The following is a 17881-nucleotide window of genomic DNA, read 5'->3' on the forward strand; positions in this document are numbered from 1 at the left end:
CTCAAAGTCTGGCGGGTGGCACCGTCCCGCCAGAAGCCGGGACAGCCTCTCGCGATGCATCTCGGAGCGCACGTCCAGGGTTTCGACAGCAACGGGGTACGGGGGCGAAGGTCCTTTGACAGCAGCTCGATTCGGGTGTAGGTGGCCGCTATCACGCCGGGGGTACACATTCTCAGGTTGCTCACCGGAAAGTCGGCGCCAGATCTGCCGGGGTCCGCACGACGGCACCGCGAGCCCGGGAGGCGCGGTGCCGTCACGCGACGGAGCTCGCGTCAGCGACGCGCCCCGGCGAGGAGTCGGGGGCTAGACCGCGCTGCGGTCGGCGGCGCGACGCGACTCGTCGCGCTCGTCGGCCTCGGCCTTGGCGCGCTCCTCGGCCTCGACCTTGGCGTAGACGGCACGCTCGGTGCGGTCGGAGCGCAGCAGTGCCCGGACGATGAACCAGAAGATGAGGCCCACGACGATGGTGGGCGTCACGGAGAAGACGATGGCTCCGGCGAGGGACTCAGGCACCCGACCAGGGTACGTCGCCCGGCTGGGGAACACCACGGGCACCTCTCGACGCCGAGACGACGGAGGCGCGGTGCCCGACCGGCACCGCGCCTCCTGCCCTCGGGCGGTCGCCCGTGAGGGACGACCGCGAAGGACTACTTGACGAGCGGGAAGAGGATCGTCTCGCGGATGCCGAGGCCGGTGATCGCCATCAGCAGGCGGTCGATGCCCATGCCCATGCCGCCGCTCGGCGGCATGCCGTGCTCGAGGGCGGTGAGGAAGTCGTCGTCGAGGCGCATGGCCTCGGCGTCGCCGCGGGCCGACAGGGCGGCCTGCTCGACGAAGCGCTCGCGCTGGATGACCGGGTCGACCAGCTCGGAGTACGCCGTGGCGAGCTCGAAGCCGCGGACGTAGAGGTCCCACTTCTCGACGACGCCGGGCTTCGACCGGTGCTGGCGGACGAGCGGGCTCGTGTCGACGGGGAAGTCCACGACGAAGGTCGGGCGGTCCAGCGACGGCTTGACGAAGTGCTCCCAGAGCTCTTCGACGAGCTTGCCGTGGGTCTCGTGCGGCACGACGAGGTCGACCGTGGCGGCCAGCGCCTGCAGGTCGGCCACGGTGCTCGACGGCGTGACCTCGACGCCCGCGGCCTCGCTGAGCGACTCGTACATCGGCACGCGCGCCCACTCGCCGCCGAGGTCGTACTCGGTGCCGTCGGCCAGGGTGACGAGGTGCGACCCGGCGACCGCCGTCGCGGCGTTCTGCACGAGCTCTTGCGTCAGGCGGGCCATCTGGTCGTAGTCGCCGTACGCCTGGTACGCCTCGACCATCGCGAACTCGGGCGAGTGCGTCGAGTCGGCGCCCTCGTTGCGGAAGTTGCGGTTGATCTCGAAGACGCGGTCGATGCCGCCCACGACGGCACGCTTGAGGAACAGCTCGGGCGCGATGCGCAGGTACAGCTCGGTGTCGAAGGCGTTGCTGTGCGTCTGGAACGGCCTCGCCGCGGCACCGCCGTGCATCGTCTGGAGCATGGGCGTCTCGACCTCGAGGTACTCGTACGAGTCGAAGGTGCGCCGCAGCGACGAGACCGCCGCCGCCCGGGCGCGCACGGTGGCGCGGGCCTGGTCGCGCACGATGAGGTCGAGGTAGCGCTGGCGCACGCGCGTCTCTTCGCTCAGCTCGGAGTGCAGGTTCGGCAACGGCAGGATGGCCTTGGCCGCGATCGACCACTCCGACACCATGATCGACAGCTCGCCGCGACGCGACGAGACGACCTCGCCCTTCACGAAGACGTGGTCGCCCAGGTCGACCAGCTCCTTCCAGTCGGCGAGGCGCTGCTCGCCCACCTCGGCGAGCGAGACCATGGCCTGGATGCGGCTGCCGTCGCCCGCCTGGAGCGCGGCGAAGCAGAGCTTGCCCGTGTTGCGGGCGTGCACGACGCGGCCGGCGAGCCCGACGACGTCGCCCGAGCGGCTGTCGGTCTCGAGCTCGGCGTGCCGGGCGCGGACGGCGCCGATCGTGTCGGTGATCGGCACGCCGACCGGGTACGCCTCGACGCCGGCCTCGAGCAGACGGGTGCGCTTGTCGAGCCGCACCTGCTTCTGCTCCGACGCCTCGCGGGCGGCGGTGGCGGCCTCGTCGTCGGGGGTGGTGGTCGGATCGGGCGCGGCGGTCATGTGTCAGGTGCTCCTGGGGTGGTGGAGGGGGCGGGAGGCGCGGGCCGGGTCAGGCGCGCGGGTCACCGAACGCGGTGGGGCCGTCGTCGAACGAGGCCATGTCGATGGTACCGGGACCGGCCGAGCCACCGGCCTCGCCGAGGGCGGCGTCCATGGCCGATCGCATCAGCGGGGCGAGCAGGCGACCGGGCTCGGGCAGTCCCAGCTCGGTCAGTAGTCCGACCGACTGCTGGACGATCGCGGCCGAGAACTCGGTGGCGGTCGCGATCGCCTCGGCGTAGCGCTCCCGGTCGGCCTCGGCGACGACGACGGGCTCGGCGCCCATCTCGACGACGAGCGCCTGCCCGATCGGCTGCACGGGGGTCGGGGCGGTGACGGCGCACCAGGCGTCGCGCAACCGCACGAGGTCGATGGTCGTGCCGGTGAAGGCGAGGGCCGGGTGGATCGCGAGCGGGATCGCCCCCGCGGCGAGCGCGGGCCGCAGCACCTCGAGCCCGTGACGGGGCGAGGTGTGCACGACGAGCTGGCCCGGCTGCCAGGTGCCCGTCGCGGCCAGGCCCTGCACGAGGTCGGCGAGCTGGTCGTCGGGCACCGCGAGCAGCACGAGCTCGGACCGCTCGACGATCTCGGGGACGGTCAGCACGGGCACGCCCGGCAGGATCGCCTCGGCCCGGTCGCGGCTGCGCTCGGACACGGCCGAGATGCCGACGATCGCGTGCCCGGCGGCGGCGAGCGCGGCACCGAGCACCGGGCCGACCCGACCGGCTCCGACGATGCCGACGCCCAGGCGGCCGCTGCGTCGGTCGCCCCGCGGGGCCGAGCGGGGGTCGCTGTCGCGCGGGTCGTCGCGCCGGGGGTCGTCGCGGCGGGGGTCGGTCACGGGGTCTCCTCGCTCCAGCGGTGGGTGCGGTCGGCGCGGGCGGCGACGACCGCCTCGCGGCTGGCGGTGGTGAAGAAGCCGAGGGCGTCGTCCTGGTCGAGCGCACTGATCTCGGCCACGATGGGCCCCTGGACGGTGTGCAGGTGCACGGTCGCCAGCCGCAGCCGACGACGCAGCGGGCCCTGCACGAGCCCGACGCTCTGCACGCGCGGCAGCGGCACGATGACGAGCTGCCGCCAGATCGCGCCCTTGCGCAGCAGCAGGGCGCCCGGTGCCGACCGAAACCCGTTGCGACGCCACGAGAACCAGCGCAGCACGGCGGCCCGTCGCGGCGAGACCGTGAAGCCGCCGTCGGTGCCGCTCGAGCGGAGGCCCCCCTCGACCAGCGAGAGGGTGTGCTCCGTCGTCGCCTCGACGGCGTCGCGGACGGCAGGAGGCGCGGCCGCGTCCGTCGCGGAGGCGTGCGGCGTCGAGGCGTGCACGGCGGCGCCCGGCACCGGGGCGTGCGCGGCGGCGTCCGGCACCGGGGTCGGGGCCGTCTCGGAGGCGACCGTCTCGGGGGCGTCCGCCGGCGCGGTCGAGCCGGCCCGCGCCTCCTCGGCGGCGACTCCCACGGCGGCCACGCCGACCAGCTCGGGCAGGACGAGCTCGAGAACGCGGCGGACGTCCTCTTCGTCGCCGACCGGCAGGATGGTCGTGTTCTCCTGCCCGGCGGCGCCCTTGGTGCTCGAGCGCGAGGCGCGGTTGATCTTGACGTCCCACCAGCCGAACGGGCGCCAGAGCAGCGGCTGGCTGACCTTGACCGAGTGGATGCGTCCGGGCGGCAGCGTCTCGTTCGAGGTCGAGAACAGCCCGTAGCCGATGCGGACGCCGTCGCGCGTGCCCGCGATCGTGTACCGCAGCGACTTCGTGATGCGGTTGACGTAGAACCCGCCCGAGCCGAGCACCGCCGGCAGCAGCACGAAGAGCAGGAACCACTCGCCCGTGGTGATCACGCTGACCGCGATCGCGACCACGACGGCCACGAGGAACAGCGTGTAGCCGCTCAGGACGGTCGAGCCGATCAGGCGCCCCGGGGACAGCTCGACGACCGACTGCGGCGGCGCCTCGTCGGGGTCGAGCTCGGGCGCGAGGAACTCGTTCGCGCGCTGCTCGACGAGACCGCCGAAGCCCGGGCGGTGCGGGGCCCGCGCGTCGGGTCGACCCGGGGTCGGGGGGCCGTCGAGGGCGGACGCGGCCGTCGTGCCGCTCGTGCCGTCCGCGGTGGCGCCCTCGGCCGCGACCGGCGCGTGCTGCTGCTGCGCGCCTCCCGCCCTCCGCAGGATCTCGCGGCGCAGGTCGTCGGCCGAGGCCGAACGGAGGTAGGCGAGGTTCACGTTGGCGTCCTGCCCGGCCTGGTTCACCTCGAGCTTGGCGGCGCCGAAGACCCGGGCGAGCAGCGGGCGCTGGATGTTGATGCCCTGGATGCGGTCGAGCCGCGCCCGGCGGTTCGTGCGGAACACGATGCCGCTGCGCACCTCGACGACGTCGTCGCCGACCCGGAAGGTGTTCATGCGCCACGACAGCCAGGCCCCGCCGACGAAGACGGCGATCACGGCGAACGCGGCGAGCAGCAGCCAGCCCAGCCAGCCCTGCTCGACGACGTAGCCGAACGGGTCGCCCTCGTCGCCGCGCCGGCCGCCCGGCACGAACAGCTCGACGACGTACTCGCGCGCGTTGTTGAACAGGATCACCAGCACGGCGACGAGGGCGATGCCGCCCTTGAGCAGCGGGGTGGCCGGGTGCAGGCGGTGCCACTCGCCGTCGGTCAGGGCGGCGACCTCGGGAGGCGCGGGTCGGGCCCCGCCCCCGTCCGCCTCGGTGCGGGGGTCGCTCACAGGCCGGCCCGACGCGACTCGGCCAGCTCGACGAGGCGGTCGCGCAGCCGCTCGGCGTCTTCGGCGGGCACGCCGGGGATGGTCACGGCCGACGCCGCGGCCGCGGTGACGAACTTGAGGTCGCTGAGGCCGAGCGCCCGGACGACGGGCCCGCGGTTGATGTCGATCAGTTGCATGCGGCCGTAGGGCACGGCCACGACCCGCAGGAAGAGGATGCCCTTGCGCAGCAGCAGGTCGTCCTCACGCAGCTGGTAGCCGATCGCCCGCACGCGGCGGGGCGTGAGGGCGGCGACGACGATCGTGATCACCACGACGACCGCGGTGATCGCGTAGGTCCACCACTGGCCGAGCAACCACAGCGGGGCCGTCGCGGCGGCCACGATCAGACCGGTGACGAGGTAGCCGATCAGCTCGGGCCAGACGTACTTCGGCGAGACGCGGGTCCACTGGGCGTCGGGGATGTCGAGTCGGTCCATGTCGGCGTCTCTTCCGGTCGGCGTCGCGGTGGTGCGGCGGCTCTGTCGTCGGGCGGCTGTGTCGTGCGGCAGCTGTGTCGTTCGGCGGCCCTGTCGTTCGGCGGCCCGGTCGTGTGGCGGCCGTCGTGCGGGTGGCCGTCGTGCGGGTGGAGCCGCGCCCGGTCAGACCGCCTGGGTGCCCGAGCCCGAGCCGCGCTCGTCGTCGGCGGGCGGGACGGTGCACATGCGCTCGGCGACGATGCCGGCCGCGAGCAGCCCCGCGCCGCCGACGACGGCCACGATCGTGGGCACGAGGGAGCCTACAGCGAGCCCCACGCCCCGCGACAGGACGAACAGCAGCACTCCCCCGGCGAAGCCGCCGAACAGGGCGCCGGCCAGGCTGCTCGCCTTCGCCAGCAGCAGCACGCGCGTGGCGTAGTAGGGGTCGACGCGCTCCTTGCTCGAGCCCTGGGCGACCCGGCGCACCGGGACGGCCATCGAGACCACCACCGCGCCGATGCCGAGCAGCACGAGGCCGGTGGCCGCGGGCAGGACGATCGACGGCTGCCGCATGGCCACGAGCACCGAGTCGAGGACGAACCCGGCCGCCACGGCCACGATGACCAGGCCGACCAGGGTCGAGGGGCGGGTGTGCTTCACGGGGCTCCTGGGCTGGTGGCGGGTGTCGGGCCGGGGCTGGCGTCGGGGTCGGCGGGGTCGGCGGGGTCGGCGGGGTCGGCGGGGTCGGCGGGGTCGAGCAGGGAGGTCGCCCCCGGCACGGGACGGCTGTGCTCGGTGAGGAGGGACGCGAGGTCGGCGACGCGTCCTGCGCCGGCGAGCCGCGCCTCCGGGTCCAGCTGCAACCAGGGCTCGAGCACGAACGCGCGCTCGGCGGCGCGGGGGTGCGGCACCGTGAGGCGCTCGGTCGCGACGGTCTCGTCGTCGAGGGCCACGACGTCGAGGTCGAGCGTCCGGTCGCCCCAGCGCACGTCGCGGGTGCGACCGTGCGCCGCCTCGATCGCCTGCAGGGCGTCGAGCAGGGCGTCGTCGCCGAGCGTGACGTCGGCCAGCAGCACGGCGTTGAGGTAGGTGGGCTTGGTCGGGTCCCGGCCGTCGAGCGTGACGGCCGTCGACGACACCGGGGCCGAGGCCGCGACGACCGTCACGCCCGGGGTCGCGTCGACGGCCCGCACGGCCTGCCGCAGCAGGGTGTCGCGGTCGCCGAGGTTCGAGCCGAGGGCGATGACCGCCCGCCGGACGCGCGGCGCGGTCGGACCCGGCGCGGTCGACTCCTGCCCGGTCGCTCCCTGCACGGTGGGACCCTGCCCGGTCGCGCCCTGGTCGGTGCCGACCTGCTCGGGCACGCCCCGACCGGACGGGCGCGGGCCGGTCACGCGCGCTCCCGGCTGATCGTGATCGACACGTCGCCGAACGGCACGGTGATCGGGGCACCCGGCTTGTGCACGGTGACCTCGGCCGCGACGGCCGCCCGGTGGGCCAGCACGACGGCGGCGAGCCGCTCGGCGAGGGTCTCGATCAGGTCGACGGGGTCGCGCTCGACGGCGGTGACGAGTTCTTCGGCCAAGACCCCGTAGTGGACGGTCTCGCCGAGGTCGTCGCCGGAGGCCGCGGAGGTCGTGTCGAGGTGCACGACGACGTCGACGACGAACTCCTGCCCGTCGCGGCGCTCGTGGTCGAAGACGCCGTGGTGCCCCGTGGCCCGCACGCCCTCGAGGCGCAGGACGTCGAGGCCGCGGGCGCGGAGGGCCATGGGGCCACCCGTCGCACCGGGGCCGCCGTCGCGCTCGGCCGAGGCGTCGGGCAGGCCGTCCGGGCCGGTCGCGATGCCGGTCACGCGTGCCTCGCCGGTCGGCGGGGTGCGGCGGCACCCTCGGTCCAGGCCTGCAGCACGTCGAGGGCGGCCCGGGTGCCGGCGACGTCGTGGACGCGCACGCCCCAGACGTCGGCCTGGGCGGCGAGCACGCTGACGACGGCGGTCGCGGGGTCGCGGTCGGTCGCCGGCGCCCCCTCGGGGACGAGGTCGGCCAGGAAGCGCTTGCGCGACGCGGCCACCAGCACGGGCAGCCCGAGCCGACCGAGCACGTCGAGGTGCGCGAGGAGCTGCCAGTTCTGCGCGCCGACCTTCGAGAACCCGAGGCCCGGGTCGAGCACGATCGACGTGGGGTCGACGCCCTGGGCGACGAGGTCGTCCACGCGGGCGGCGAGTTCGTCGACGACGGTGCCGACGACGTCGCCGTCGTAGTCGCGCGACGCGGCGGCGGACCCGTGACCCGAGTCGTCGAGGCGCCCACGCCAGTGCATGGCCACGAAGGTGCGACCGCTCGCGGCGACCACCCGTGCCATGTCGACGTCGGCGAGTCCGCCCGACACGTCGTTGACGATCTCGGCACCGGCCTCGATCGCGGCGGCCGCGGTCGACGCGTTCATCGTGTCGATGCTGACGCGCACGCCCTCGGACGCGAGCTGGCGGACGACCGGCAGCACCCGTCGCAACTCGTCCGCCGGCTCGACGCGGGCGGCACCGGGGCGGGTCGACTCGCCGCCGACGTCGACGACGTCGGCGCCCTGGGCGAGGAGCGTCCGCGCGTGGGTCAGGGCGGCGTCGACGTCGAGGTGACGGCCGCCGTCGCTGAACGAGTCGGGCGTCACGTTGAGCACGCCCAGGACGAGGGGGCCCGGCCTACGTCGGACCGCGCGGTCGCGCGGGCGCCGGAGCACGGACGCAGGAGGCGCGGCGTGCGACCCGGGGCCGGTCGCGTCCCGGTCGCGCACCACCGGTGCCGCGTGCGACGCGTCGCGCTGCCGATCGGGTCGCACCCGGGCCTCGACCGCGGGGACGACCTCGTCGAACGACCGCTCGAGCAGCGGCCCCTCGAACCGGCCGCCGGCCACCAGCCGACGACCCGATCGGGCCTCGGGCACGGGAGCGGCAGCGGCGGGTGGGTCCGTCGCCACGGGCGGGTCGGCCGCCACGGGTGGGTCGGTCACGGGCGGGGTCGGGTCGGCCGCGGCCGGACGTGACGAGCCCGCCCCGGGCGTCCCGGCCGGCAGACCGGATGCGGGCGTCGTCGCGGGCGTGTGCGTCACGGGCGGCAACTGGGCCGGCGGGCGGACGGCCGCGGTCTCGCCCAGGGCGAGGACGAGTCGCCCCTGGGTGACGAGACCTTCGGCCGCCTCGTCGGCGGCGGCACGAGTCGACGAGGCCGGTGCGTCGACCACCACGTCGGCGGGGTAACGCTCGCGACCCCGGGGCCGCCTCAGCGGTGCGTCGGGCGGTGCGGCGGGGGTGCCGCCGGACTGGTCGGTCACGTGCGGTACCTCCGTTCGGTGCTCGGGACGAGCCCCCAGGCTAGCGACCGGCTGCGCCGTGGCGCAGCCGGTCGGGCCGATCGTGCGTCAGGCCGTGGCGATGCCGGGCGTCGTGCGGGGCGGACGCGTGCGGGCCGGCTTGGTGGTCGGCTCGGAGTCGACGCCCCCGTCGACGGCCTCGGCGTCGACGGGCGACTTCGTCGGCATGGGGATCGCCGGGCGGTCCGACACGGGACGCTTGTCGCTCGACAGCCACTGCGGGCGTTCGGGCAGCTTCTTGACGTCCTTGAAGATCTCGGCCAGTTCGTCGTGGTCGAGCGTCTCTTTCTCGAGCAGCTCACGGGCGAGGAAGTCGAGCACGTCGCGGTTGTCGTTGATGACCTCCCACGCCTCGTCGTGCGCCTGCTCGAGCAGCACGCGCACCTCGGCGTCGACGGTCTCGGCGATGTTCTCGGAGTAGTCGCGCGAGCTGCCGTCGCGGCCCATCATCATCTCGCCCGAGGCCTGCCCGAGCTTGACCGAACCGACCTTGTTGCTCATGCCGTACTCGGTGACCATCTTGCGGGCCGTCGCCGTGGCCTTCTCGATGTCGTTCGAGGCACCCGTGGTCGGGTCGTGGAAGACGAGCTCTTCGGCGACCCGGCCGCCCATGGCGTAGGTCAGCTGGTCGAGCAGCTCGTTGCGGGTGACCGAGTACTTGTCCTCGAGGGGCAGGACCATCGTGTAGCCGAGGGCACGGCCGCGGGGCAGGATCGTGATCTTGGTCACCGGGTCGGTGTGGCGCATCGCCGCCGCCGCCAGGGCGTGGCCGCCCTCGTGGTACGCCGTGATGAGCTTCTCGTGGTCGTTCATGATGCGGCTGCGGCGCTGGGGGCCGGCCATGACGCGGTCGACCGCCTCGTCGAGGGCGCGGTTGTCGATCAGCTGGGCGTTCGACCGGGCGGTCAGCAGGGCGGCCTCGTTGAGGACGTTGGCCAGGTCGGCGCCGGTGAACCCGGGCGTCTTGCGGGCCAGCACCTCGAGGTTCACCGAGGCGGCGAGGGGCTTGCCCTTGCCGTGCACCTCGAGGATCTGCTTGCGGCCGTCGAGGCCCGGGGCGTCGACGCCGATCTGACGGTCGAAGCGTCCGGGACGCAGCAGCGCCGGGTCGAGCACGTCGGGGCGGTTGGTCGCCGCGATCAGGATGACGTTGGTCTTGACGTCGAAGCCGTCCATCTCGACCAGCAACTGGTTGAGGGTCTGCTCGCGCTCGTCGTTGCCGCCGCCGATGCCGGCACCGCGGTGGCGGCCGACGGCGTCGATCTCGTCGACGAAGATGATGGCCGGGCTGTTCTGCTTGGCCTGCTCGAACAGGTCACGGACGCGGCTGGCGCCGACGCCGACGAACATCTCGACGAAGTCCGACCCCGAGATCGAGAAGAACGGCACCCCGGCCTCGCCGGCGACGGCGCGGGCGAGCAGGGTCTTGCCGGTGCCGGGAGGGCCGTAGAGCAGCACGCCCTTGGGGATGCGGGCCCCGACGGCCTGGAACTTGGCGGGCTCCTTCAAGAACTCCTTGATCTCTTCGAGCTCTTCGATGGCCTCGTCGGCGCCCGCGACGTCGGTGAACATGACCTGCGGCGTCTCCTTCGACGCGAGCTTGGCCTTCGACTTGCCGAACTGCATGACCTTGCTGCCGCCGCCCTGCATGGACGAGAGCAAGAACCAGAAGATGACGCCGATGATCAGGAAGGGCAGCAGGATGCCGAGCAGCGACATGAACCAGCTGGTCTGCGTGACGGTGTCGTCGAAGTTCTCGAGGTTCGCGTCGTTGATCGCGTCGACGACCTCGGAGCCACGCGGCGTCGCGTAGTAGAACTGCTCGGCCTTGTCTCCGTCCTTCAGGACGAGGTCGACGCGCTGCTCGTTGCTGAAGATCGTCGCCGACTTGACCTGGTCGCCCTGGATCGCCTCGAGGCCCTTCTGGGTCGAGATCTGGGTCGTGCCGGCACCGCTGATCAGGCTCCACCCGATGCCGATGCCGATGACCGCGATCACGATGTAGATGATCGGACCGCGGAAGAGTTTCTTGAAGTCCATGTCAGTACGGGCGACGCCCGACACCTTTCTGCAGGAAGAACGTGAGCAAAAGGGTACATCGGAGCTGCTATGCACCGGATGGGTGTTCGCCGAGGGCTTGATCCGCCCCGCAGGGGGTCGCCCGCTAGCTGTAGACGTGGGGCGCGAGCACCCCGACGCCGCGCAGGTTGCGGTACTTCTCGTCGTAGTCGAGGCCGTAGCCGATGACGAAGTCGTTGGGGATCTCGAAGCCGACGTACCGGACGTCGACGGCGACCTTGGCGGCGGCCGGCTTGCGGAAGAGCGCGAAGATCTCGACCGAGGCCGCGCCGCGCTTCTGCAGGTTCTCGAGCAGCCACGACAGGGTCAGGCCCGAGTCGATGATGTCCTCGACGATGATGACGTCGCGGCCGTGCAGGTCGCTGTCGAGGTCTTTGAGGATGCGCACGACGCCCGACGACTTGGTGCCCGAGCCGTACGACGAGACGGCCATCCAGTCCATGGACGCCGCCAGCTTGAGCTCGCGCGAGAAGTCGGCCATGACCATGACGGCCCCCTTGAGCACGCCCACCAGCAGCGGCTCGCGACCCGCGTAGTCGGCCTCGACCTGCCGGGCGACCTCGGCGATCTTGGCGTGGATCTGCTCTTCGGTGTAGAGCACGCTGGTCAGGTCGGCCTCGATGTCGCTGAGTTCCATGGTGGTGTCGTGCTCCTGGTGTCGTGGGGTGCCGAGGGGGATCTCAGGAGGCGGCGGTCGCCGAGAAGTGCAGCGCGCCTCCGGTGCGTACAACTGTAATGCCCGGCAGCGACACGGCCCCCTGGCCGTGCCAGTCGGTGACGAGCCGGGCGACCTCGAGGGTCTGGGCCCGCGAGAGCGAGACGCCGAACTCGCCCTGCACCGCGAGCCGGATGAGCCGCTGGCGGAGGGCCGCCGGGTTCGCGGCGAGTCCCCGGACGTCGAGCGAGATGCCGGCCTCGGCGTGGTCGGCCAGCTCTTCGGCCAGTTCGTCGGCGAAGTGGTCGAGGGCCGCGGAGTCCTCACGGAGCGCGTCGGCCGTCCGGGCGAGCGCCTCGGTGATGCCCGGCCCGAGCTCGCGCTCGAGCATCGGCAGGACGGTCCGCCGCAGCCGCACCCGGGTGAAGGTCGGGTCGTCGTTGTGCGGATCGAGCCAGGCCTCGAGCCCGGCGTCGGAGCACGCCGCCGCCGTGGTCGAGCGACCGACGGCCAGCAGGGGGCGGGCGTAGAGGCCCGAGCGCGCCTCCATGCCGCTCAGGCTCGTCGCGCCGCTGCCGCGGGTGAGGCCGAGCAGCACCGTCTCGGCCTGGTCGTCACGGGTGTGGCCGAGCAGCACGGTGCGGGCGCCGTGCTCGGCGGCGGTCGAGGCCAGGGCGGCGTACCGGGCCGTGCGGGCGGCGGCCTCGGGGCCGCCCTCGGTGCCGACCGACACCCGCACGACGACGACGGGGTCGAGCCCGAGGCCCCGGGCCTGCTCTGCCGCACGGGCCGCGACCGTGCGCGAGTCGCCCTGCAGGTCGTGGTCGACGACCACCGCCCCGGCGCGGAGCCCGGCGCGGGGCGCCTCGAACGCGACGCCCGCCGCCAGCGCCAGCGAGTCCGGGCCGCCGCTGAGCGCCACGAGCACGAGATCGCCCTCGTCGTGACCGGACAAGGAGGCGCGCGTGGCACGTCGGACGTCGGCCGTCGCGGGGGTCAGGCGGGGTCTGTCGGGCATCTTGTAACGTTAGCGACACCGCCGACCCGTCGGGTCGGACCCCCAACGACGCATCGCAAGGAGCACACCCATGGCCGCGTACGACGCCGTGATCGAGATCCCCAAAGGCAGCCGCAACAAGTACGAGGTCGACCACGAGACCGGTCGCGTCTACCTCGACCGCGTCCTGTTCACCGGGTTCGTCTACCCGACCGACTACGGCTTCTTCGAGAACACGCTGGGCCTCGACGGCGACCCCGTCGACGTGCTCGTGCTGCTCGACCACCCGCTGTTCCCGGGCGTGGGCGTCAAGGTGCGCCCGGTCGGCGTCTTCAACATGACCGACGACGGCGGCAGCGACGCCAAGGTCATCGCCGTCCCCGCCAAGGACCCGCGCTGGGAGCACGTCCAGGACGTCACCGACGTGCCCGAGCACCTCCGCAAGGAGATCGAGCACTTCTTCGAGCACTACAAGGACCTCGAACCCGGCAAGTGGGTCAAGACCGAGGGCTGGGGCGACGCCGCCGAGGCCGAGGCCATCGTCGAGGCGGGCGTCAAGAAGCTCGCCGACGAGGGGCACTGACCCTCGCACCCGCGCCGCGAAGGGCCCGACACCACGTGGTGTCGGGCCCTTCGTCGTGCGGGCGACCGGGCTCGGGCGGCCGGGTCCGGCGTCGCGGCCCGGGCGTCGTGACTAGAGCTTGATGCCCCGGTCGGCCATGAACGGCTGCGGGTTCTGCGCGACGCCGCCGACGCGGGTCTCGAAGTGCAGGTGGCAGCCGGTCGAGTTGCCGGTCGACCCGACGTGGCCGATCTGCTGACCGGTGCCGACGGCCTGGCCGACGCTCACCATGATGCCGCCGTTCGGCTGGTGGCCGTACCCGGTGGTGATGCCGTTGCCGTGGTCGATCAGCACGAAGTTGCCGTAGCCGCCGTACCAGCCGGCGTAGGTCACCACGCCTGCGGTGGCCGCGTAGATGGGGGTGTTGCAGCCCGCGGCGAGGTCGGTGCCGGCGTGCAGGATGTAGGCGTGCGTCACGGGGTTGACGCGCATGCCGAAGCCGCTCGAGATGTTGCCGCCGGCGGGGCGCGTCCAGCCCTGGGGCGAGACGACGCCGAGGGCCGTGCCGTTGGTCGCCGCCGCGGCGGCCGCGGCGGCCGCGCGCGACTCCTCGACGCCCTTCTGGTACTCGGCCTCGGTGTGGTCGACGTTCGTCTTGAGGGTCTCGAGCTGGGCCTGCAGCCGCGCCTGGTTCTCCTGCTGCGCGGCGAGGGCGTCGCTCGCGGCCTGGGCGGCGTCGTTGGCGTCGGCCAGGGCCTGCTGGGCCTCGTCGGCGAGCACGGCGAGGGCCGCCTCGGCCACGGCCGCCTGGTCCGACAGGCCCTGCGCCGTGTTGCGGTCCTGGGTGGCCTGGGCGTAGATGCCGTCGGCCTGCTCGGTGAGCTTGCTCATCGCGCCGAGCTTGTAGAGCAGCTGCCCCGCCTCGCCCGGGTCGGCGATCAGGCTGCCGCTGACGCCGTTCGTGCCGCCCGAACGACCGAGCTGGGCGGCCAGCTGGCCGGCACGCTCCTCGCTGGCGGCGGCCACCGTGTCGGCGGCGTCGGCCTGCGACTGCAGCTGTGCGGTCTTGTACTGGGCGTCGTCGTACGCGGACTGGGCCTTCTGCAGCTCGTCACCGCGCTTCTCGGCCTCGGCGTTCTTGGCGTCGAGGTCGGACTGCATCTGCGTGAGGATGCCCTCGAGGTTGGTGATCTCGGCCTGCTTCGCGGCCTCGTCGCCCCGGGCCTTCTGGACGTCCTCCCACGACGGGTAGCTCGCGGCGACGGCCGACGACGCGGGCAGTCCGACGACTCCGGCGGTGAGCAGCAGCGACGCGGCGGCGATCGAGACGACCACCCGGGCCAGTCGCGAGGACGGCGCGAGCGGGCCCGACGTGAGGCTCGCCAGGCGGGCTCGGCCGGGTCGGCGGGTGGTGGTCATCGAATGGGTCCGATTCGTCGTGACGGCGTCGAGTCCGTCGAGCCGGGGTCGCCGTGTGGTCACACGCTAACCCGGGCGGGCGGTCCCGTACAGCACCGGTGGGTCGGCGTGCACGGGCGGGCCGACCCGGAGGGTGGGCCCGAACTCTCGAGAACAGCTTGAAACTAGTCGCCGGGCAGACCGTCGCCGGGCAATCGCCACGGAGTGGCGGGCGAGTCGTGTCACCAGAACGGGGGACGAGGAGGCGCGGTCACCGACCCGGTGTCGCCCCGTTTTGCTTTTGGCCCCGATCATCCGTATGCTCTGTGATCGGTTGCTATGACGTCCTCGGACACGGCCCCATCGTTTAGTGGCCTAGGACACCGCCCTTTCACGGCGGCAGCACGGGTTCGAATCCCGTTGGGGTCACCAGCTCCGAGCACCGTGTCACCAGCACCACCTGCACCAACCACAAGAGAACATCGAGTACGCTGTCTCACAGCAACAAGTTTGGCCCTGTAGCGCAGTTGGTTAGCGCGCCGCCCTGTCACGGCGGAGGTCGCCGGTTCAAGTCCGGTCAGGGTCGCCAAGGCGAGTTCATCGCCTGGGGGCTAAGCCCTCACGGCTGGGTAGCTCAGTTGGTAGAGCGTTCGACTGAAAATCGAAAGGTCCACGGATCGATGCCGTGTCCAGCCACAGAAGGCCCCGCTCAGGCGGGGCCTGACTCGTTTAACGGGCTCGGCTCGTTCACCGGGCTCGGCTCGTCCGGCGGGCTCGGCTCGTCCGGCGGGGCAGCCGTCCTGGTCCACCGCGGGGCGGTCGCGTGAGCATCGGTCACGACCCGGCGGTCGTCCCTCCGCGCAGCCGCTGGCTCGACCCGCTCGTGGCCGGCCTGGCCGCGCTGCTGCTCGGCGCGGCGGCCAGCTGGGTGCCCTCGTACTGGAGCGACGAGGCGACGACGCTCCAGGTCGCCCGGCTCCCCCTCGGTCAGCTGTTGGCCTTCGTCGACCAGCGCGACGCCGTCCACACCGTCTACTACCTGTTCATGCACTTCTGGGTGGGTGCCTTCGGCGAGGCCGAGCTGGTCACGAGGTTGCCCTCGGCCGTCTTCGCCGGGGCCGGCACGGCCGGTGTGCTCGTCCTGACGCGGATGCTGACGACCCGTCGCACGGCCCTGATCGCCGCGGCGGTCTTCGCGGTGCTGCCACGCTTCACGCTCGAGGCCGCCGAGGCCAGGCCCTACGCCCTCTCGGCCGCGCTGGCCGTCTGGGTGACCGTCCTGCTGCTCGTCGCGTCGCGACGCCACAGACGACGCTGGTGGATCGGCTACGGCGCCGTCCTCGCCGGGTCGATCGCCACCTTCGTGCCGCTCGGCCTGATCATCGCCGTCCACGGGGTGTTCCTGCTGCTGGCGCCGGCACAGCGCCGGCGTCGCGGAGCCCGCCACCGCCTCCTCGGTTGGTCGGTCTCGACCGGGGCCGCGTTGTTCGCGACCGCCCCGGTCATCGGGACGGTCCTCGCCGAGCGCTCGCGCCTCCTCGGGGTGGCGGACCCGTCGACCGGGGCCGACATCACGTGGTTCACGGTGCTCGTCGAACCCTGGTTCGTCACGGGGCTCGCGTTCGCCGTGCTCTCGGGGGTGCTGCTGATCCTGCTCGGGACGCGACTGCGCGACCGGTCGCGGACGCCCGGCAGCGTCGTCCTGCTCGGCGCGCTCTGGGTGGCCCTGCCCACCGGCGTGCTGCTCGCCCTGGGGCTGGCCCTCTCGCCCGTGTTCACCTCGCGGCTCGTGACGTTCTCGGCACCGGGCATGTGCCTGCTGCTGGCCGTCGCCGTCACGGGGTTCCGCCGCCGGTGGATCAGCATCGCCCTCGTCGCCCTGCTGGTCGTGGCCTCCGCGCCGACGTACGTGCTGCAGCGCCTGCCGACCGGCAAGGGCGGGGGCAGCGACCTGTCACAGCTGTCGAGCTACATCGAGAGCCAGGCCCGGCCGGGTGACGCGTTCCTGCTGGACGCGAGCGGCACGGTCTCGACCCGACCCCGCCAGGCGGTCTACGCCTACCCCGGCCGGTTCGCCGACCTCGACGACGTCGCCTTCGTCCGCTCGGGGCTGCCCTCGGGGTCGTACTCGGACGTCACCCTGCGCCTCGACGACGAGGACGACGCCGCCGAGCTCGCCGACCGCCTGTCGTCGGTGGACCGGCTGTGGATCGCGCGCCTGTCGGTCGACGTGCTCAGCGAGGCCGACCTGCGGCAGCTCCGCGACCAGGGCTACGAGATCCGGCAGGAGCACCGCACGGGGCGCAGCGTCGTCTACCTGTTCGTCCGCCCGTCGGCCTGACGTCCTGCCGAGCGCGGGGCGGCGACGCCGGGGGCCGACCCGGTCGTCCGACCCGGTCGCCCTGCCCGGCCGGGTCGCTCAGCCGGTCGCCCGGCCTGGTCGCCCGGCCCGGCCGGGTCGCTCAGCCGGTCGTCAGCGCCGCAGCTCGAGCGTGCAGCACTTGACGCCACCGCCGCCGAGCAGCAGCTCGGAGAGGTCGACGCCGATCGGGTTGTAGCCGCGCTCGCGCAACTGGCGCTCGAAGCCCTTCGCGCGGGCGGCGATCACGACGTTGAGGCCGTCCGAGTACGAGTTGAGGCCCAGGATGGCGGCGTCCTCCTCGCTGACCAGGATGGCGTCGGGGAACCGCGTGCGCAGGATCGCGAGCGAGGCGTCGTCGAAGGCGCTCTCGAGGTAGGCGATGGTGTGTCGACCGTCGACGGGCTCGGGGTCGAGCACGGCGATGGCGGTGTCGAGGTGGTAGAAGCTCGGGTTCACGAGGGTGAGGCTGACGACCTCGCGACCGTAGACGCGGCCGATCTCGTCGTGCGAGCTGGAGTCGCTGCGGAACCCGGTGCCGGCGAGGATCACGTTGCCGACGAGCAGGAAGTCCCCCTCGCCCTCGTTGGTCTCGGCGGGCTCGGCCACCTCGAACCCGGCCGACGCGAACCACCGCATGTAGGCGGGGCCCTCGGCCTGACGCTCGGGGAAGGTGAAGCGTGCCCCGTAGGCGATGCCGTCGAGCACGAAGCCGCCGTTGGCCGAGTAGACCATGTCGGGCAGGCCCGGTTCGGGTTCGATGAGCTCGACGTCGAAGCCCAGTCCGACGTAGGTGTCGTAGAGCGTCTGCCACTGCGCCAGGGCCGTCGCCGTGTCGGTAGGCTTGGCGGGGTCCATCCACGGGTTGATCTTGTAGCTGACGGTGAAGTGCTCGGGCCGGCACATCAAGACCGTTCGGTGGCTCGCCACGCGGGCGGCGTCCCGTCGGGCGGTCGCGTCGGGCAGGTCGGTGGGTTCGATCGTCAGGCTCACCGGAACAGTGTCACATCGCCGGCGCGCACGGTGCCGGGCTCCGACGCACTTTTCTTGCGTATTTCTGAGCTTTCGTGCAGTTTTCTGGC

General features: G+C 72.9%; 16 protein-coding genes and 3 tRNA genes. 5 read left to right on the forward strand and 14 right to left on the reverse strand.

Annotated features, from left to right (window positions below; genetic code table 11):
• Positions 1–303 precede the first annotated feature (303 nt).
• The 12 genes from AC3CCI_RS06550 to tilS all read right to left on the reverse strand — a co-directional run bounded on the left by AC3CCI_RS06550 (position 304) and on the right by tilS (position 12501).
• On the reverse strand, positions 304–513 hold the full coding sequence (locus AC3CCI_RS06550; RefSeq protein ID WP_354594066.1) for a hypothetical protein: 210 nt from the start codon (positions 511–513) through the stop codon (positions 304–306).
• A gap of 134 nt (positions 514–647) precedes the next feature.
• On the reverse strand, positions 648–2168 hold the full coding sequence (lysS, locus tag AC3CCI_RS06555; protein ID WP_488628479.1) for a lysine--tRNA ligase: 1521 nt from the start codon (positions 2166–2168) through the stop codon (positions 648–650).
• 49 nt (positions 2169–2217) lie between these two features.
• Entirely contained in the window at positions 2218–3048 is an 831-nt protein-coding gene (locus AC3CCI_RS06560; RefSeq protein WP_488628480.1) for a Rossmann-like and DUF2520 domain-containing protein, read from the reverse strand.
• Positions 3045–4925, reverse strand: a complete 1881-nt coding sequence (locus AC3CCI_RS06565; protein ID WP_488628481.1) for a PH domain-containing protein — start codon at positions 4923–4925, stop codon at positions 3045–3047. The genes AC3CCI_RS06560 and AC3CCI_RS06565 overlap by 4 nt, the downstream gene beginning before the upstream one ends.
• Positions 4922–5401 (reverse strand): PH domain-containing protein, encoded by a 480-nt coding sequence (locus AC3CCI_RS06570; protein WP_488628482.1) that lies wholly within the window; start codon positions 5399–5401, stop codon positions 4922–4924. The genes AC3CCI_RS06565 and AC3CCI_RS06570 overlap by 4 nt, the downstream gene beginning before the upstream one ends.
• 162 nt (positions 5402–5563) lie before the next feature.
• Entirely contained in the window at positions 5564–6040 is a 477-nt protein-coding gene (locus tag AC3CCI_RS06575; RefSeq protein WP_354594062.1) for a DUF3180 domain-containing protein, read from the reverse strand.
• The gene (gene folK, locus AC3CCI_RS06580; protein ID WP_488628483.1) at positions 6037–6774 is read right to left on the reverse strand and encodes a 2-amino-4-hydroxy-6-hydroxymethyldihydropteridine diphosphokinase; all 738 of its coding nucleotides are present in this window, start codon (positions 6772–6774) and stop codon (positions 6037–6039) included. Before folK ends, AC3CCI_RS06575 begins: the two co-directional genes overlap by 4 nt.
• Positions 6771–7235: a dihydroneopterin aldolase gene (gene folB / locus AC3CCI_RS06585; protein ID WP_488628484.1), complete on the reverse strand. Its 465-nt coding sequence runs from the start codon at positions 7233–7235 to the stop codon at positions 6771–6773. Before folB ends, folK begins: the two co-directional genes overlap by 4 nt.
• Positions 7232–8119, reverse strand: a complete 888-nt coding sequence (folP, locus tag AC3CCI_RS06590; RefSeq protein WP_488628668.1) for a dihydropteroate synthase — start codon at positions 8117–8119, stop codon at positions 7232–7234. The genes folB and folP overlap by 4 nt, the downstream gene beginning before the upstream one ends.
• A 678-nt stretch (positions 8120–8797) precedes the next feature.
• Entirely contained in the window at positions 8798–10789 is a 1992-nt protein-coding gene (gene ftsH, locus AC3CCI_RS06595; RefSeq protein ID WP_354594058.1) for an ATP-dependent zinc metalloprotease FtsH, read from the reverse strand.
• Between the two features lie 124 nt (positions 10790–10913).
• Positions 10914–11465, reverse strand: coding sequence for a hypoxanthine phosphoribosyltransferase (gene hpt, locus AC3CCI_RS06600; RefSeq protein WP_056260114.1), 552 nt, complete (start codon positions 11463–11465; stop codon positions 10914–10916).
• Between the two features lie 43 nt (positions 11466–11508).
• Complete coding sequence (gene tilS / locus AC3CCI_RS06605; RefSeq protein ID WP_488628485.1) at positions 11509–12501, reverse strand: tRNA lysidine(34) synthetase TilS; 993 nt, start codon at positions 12499–12501, stop codon at positions 11509–11511.
• 70 nt (positions 12502–12571) lie between these two features.
• Here tilS and ppa point away from each other — a divergent pair, with 70 nt between their 5' ends.
• Positions 12572–13063 carry an inorganic diphosphatase gene (ppa, locus tag AC3CCI_RS06610; RefSeq protein WP_488628486.1) on the forward strand — a complete coding sequence of 164 codons (492 nt, stop codon included), beginning with the start codon at positions 12572–12574 and terminating at the stop codon, positions 13061–13063.
• Between the two features lie 111 nt (positions 13064–13174).
• On the opposite strand, the gene AC3CCI_RS06615 is transcribed toward ppa, so the two are convergent.
• A complete protein-coding gene (locus AC3CCI_RS06615; RefSeq protein ID WP_488628487.1) occupies positions 13175–14461 on the reverse strand; it encodes a peptidoglycan DD-metalloendopeptidase family protein in 1287 nt (428 codons plus the stop codon).
• 335 nt (positions 14462–14796) lie between these two features.
• Between AC3CCI_RS06615 and AC3CCI_RS06620 the strand changes: the two genes are divergently transcribed.
• From AC3CCI_RS06620 to AC3CCI_RS06635, 4 genes are all read left to right on the forward strand, one after another.
• Positions 14797–14872 (forward strand) — tRNA-Glu (locus AC3CCI_RS06620).
• Between the two features lie 80 nt (positions 14873–14952).
• Positions 14953–15029: transfer RNA gene (locus tag AC3CCI_RS06625), tRNA-Asp, on the forward strand.
• 34 nt (positions 15030–15063) lie between these two features.
• Positions 15064–15136, forward strand: a tRNA-Phe gene (locus AC3CCI_RS06630).
• A gap of 127 nt (positions 15137–15263) precedes the next feature.
• On the forward strand, positions 15264–16781 hold the full coding sequence (locus tag AC3CCI_RS06635; protein ID WP_488628488.1) for a glycosyltransferase family 39 protein: 1518 nt from the start codon (positions 15264–15266) through the stop codon (positions 16779–16781).
• Between the two features lie 132 nt (positions 16782–16913).
• Here AC3CCI_RS06635 and ddaH read toward each other — a convergent pair whose 3' ends face one another.
• A complete protein-coding gene (ddaH, locus tag AC3CCI_RS06640) occupies positions 16914–17792 on the reverse strand; it encodes a dimethylargininase (RefSeq protein ID WP_488628489.1) in 879 nt (292 codons plus the stop codon).
• Positions 17793–17881 lie beyond the last annotated feature (89 nt).

The organism is Frigoribacterium sp. CF331 (genome assembly GCF_057787905.1).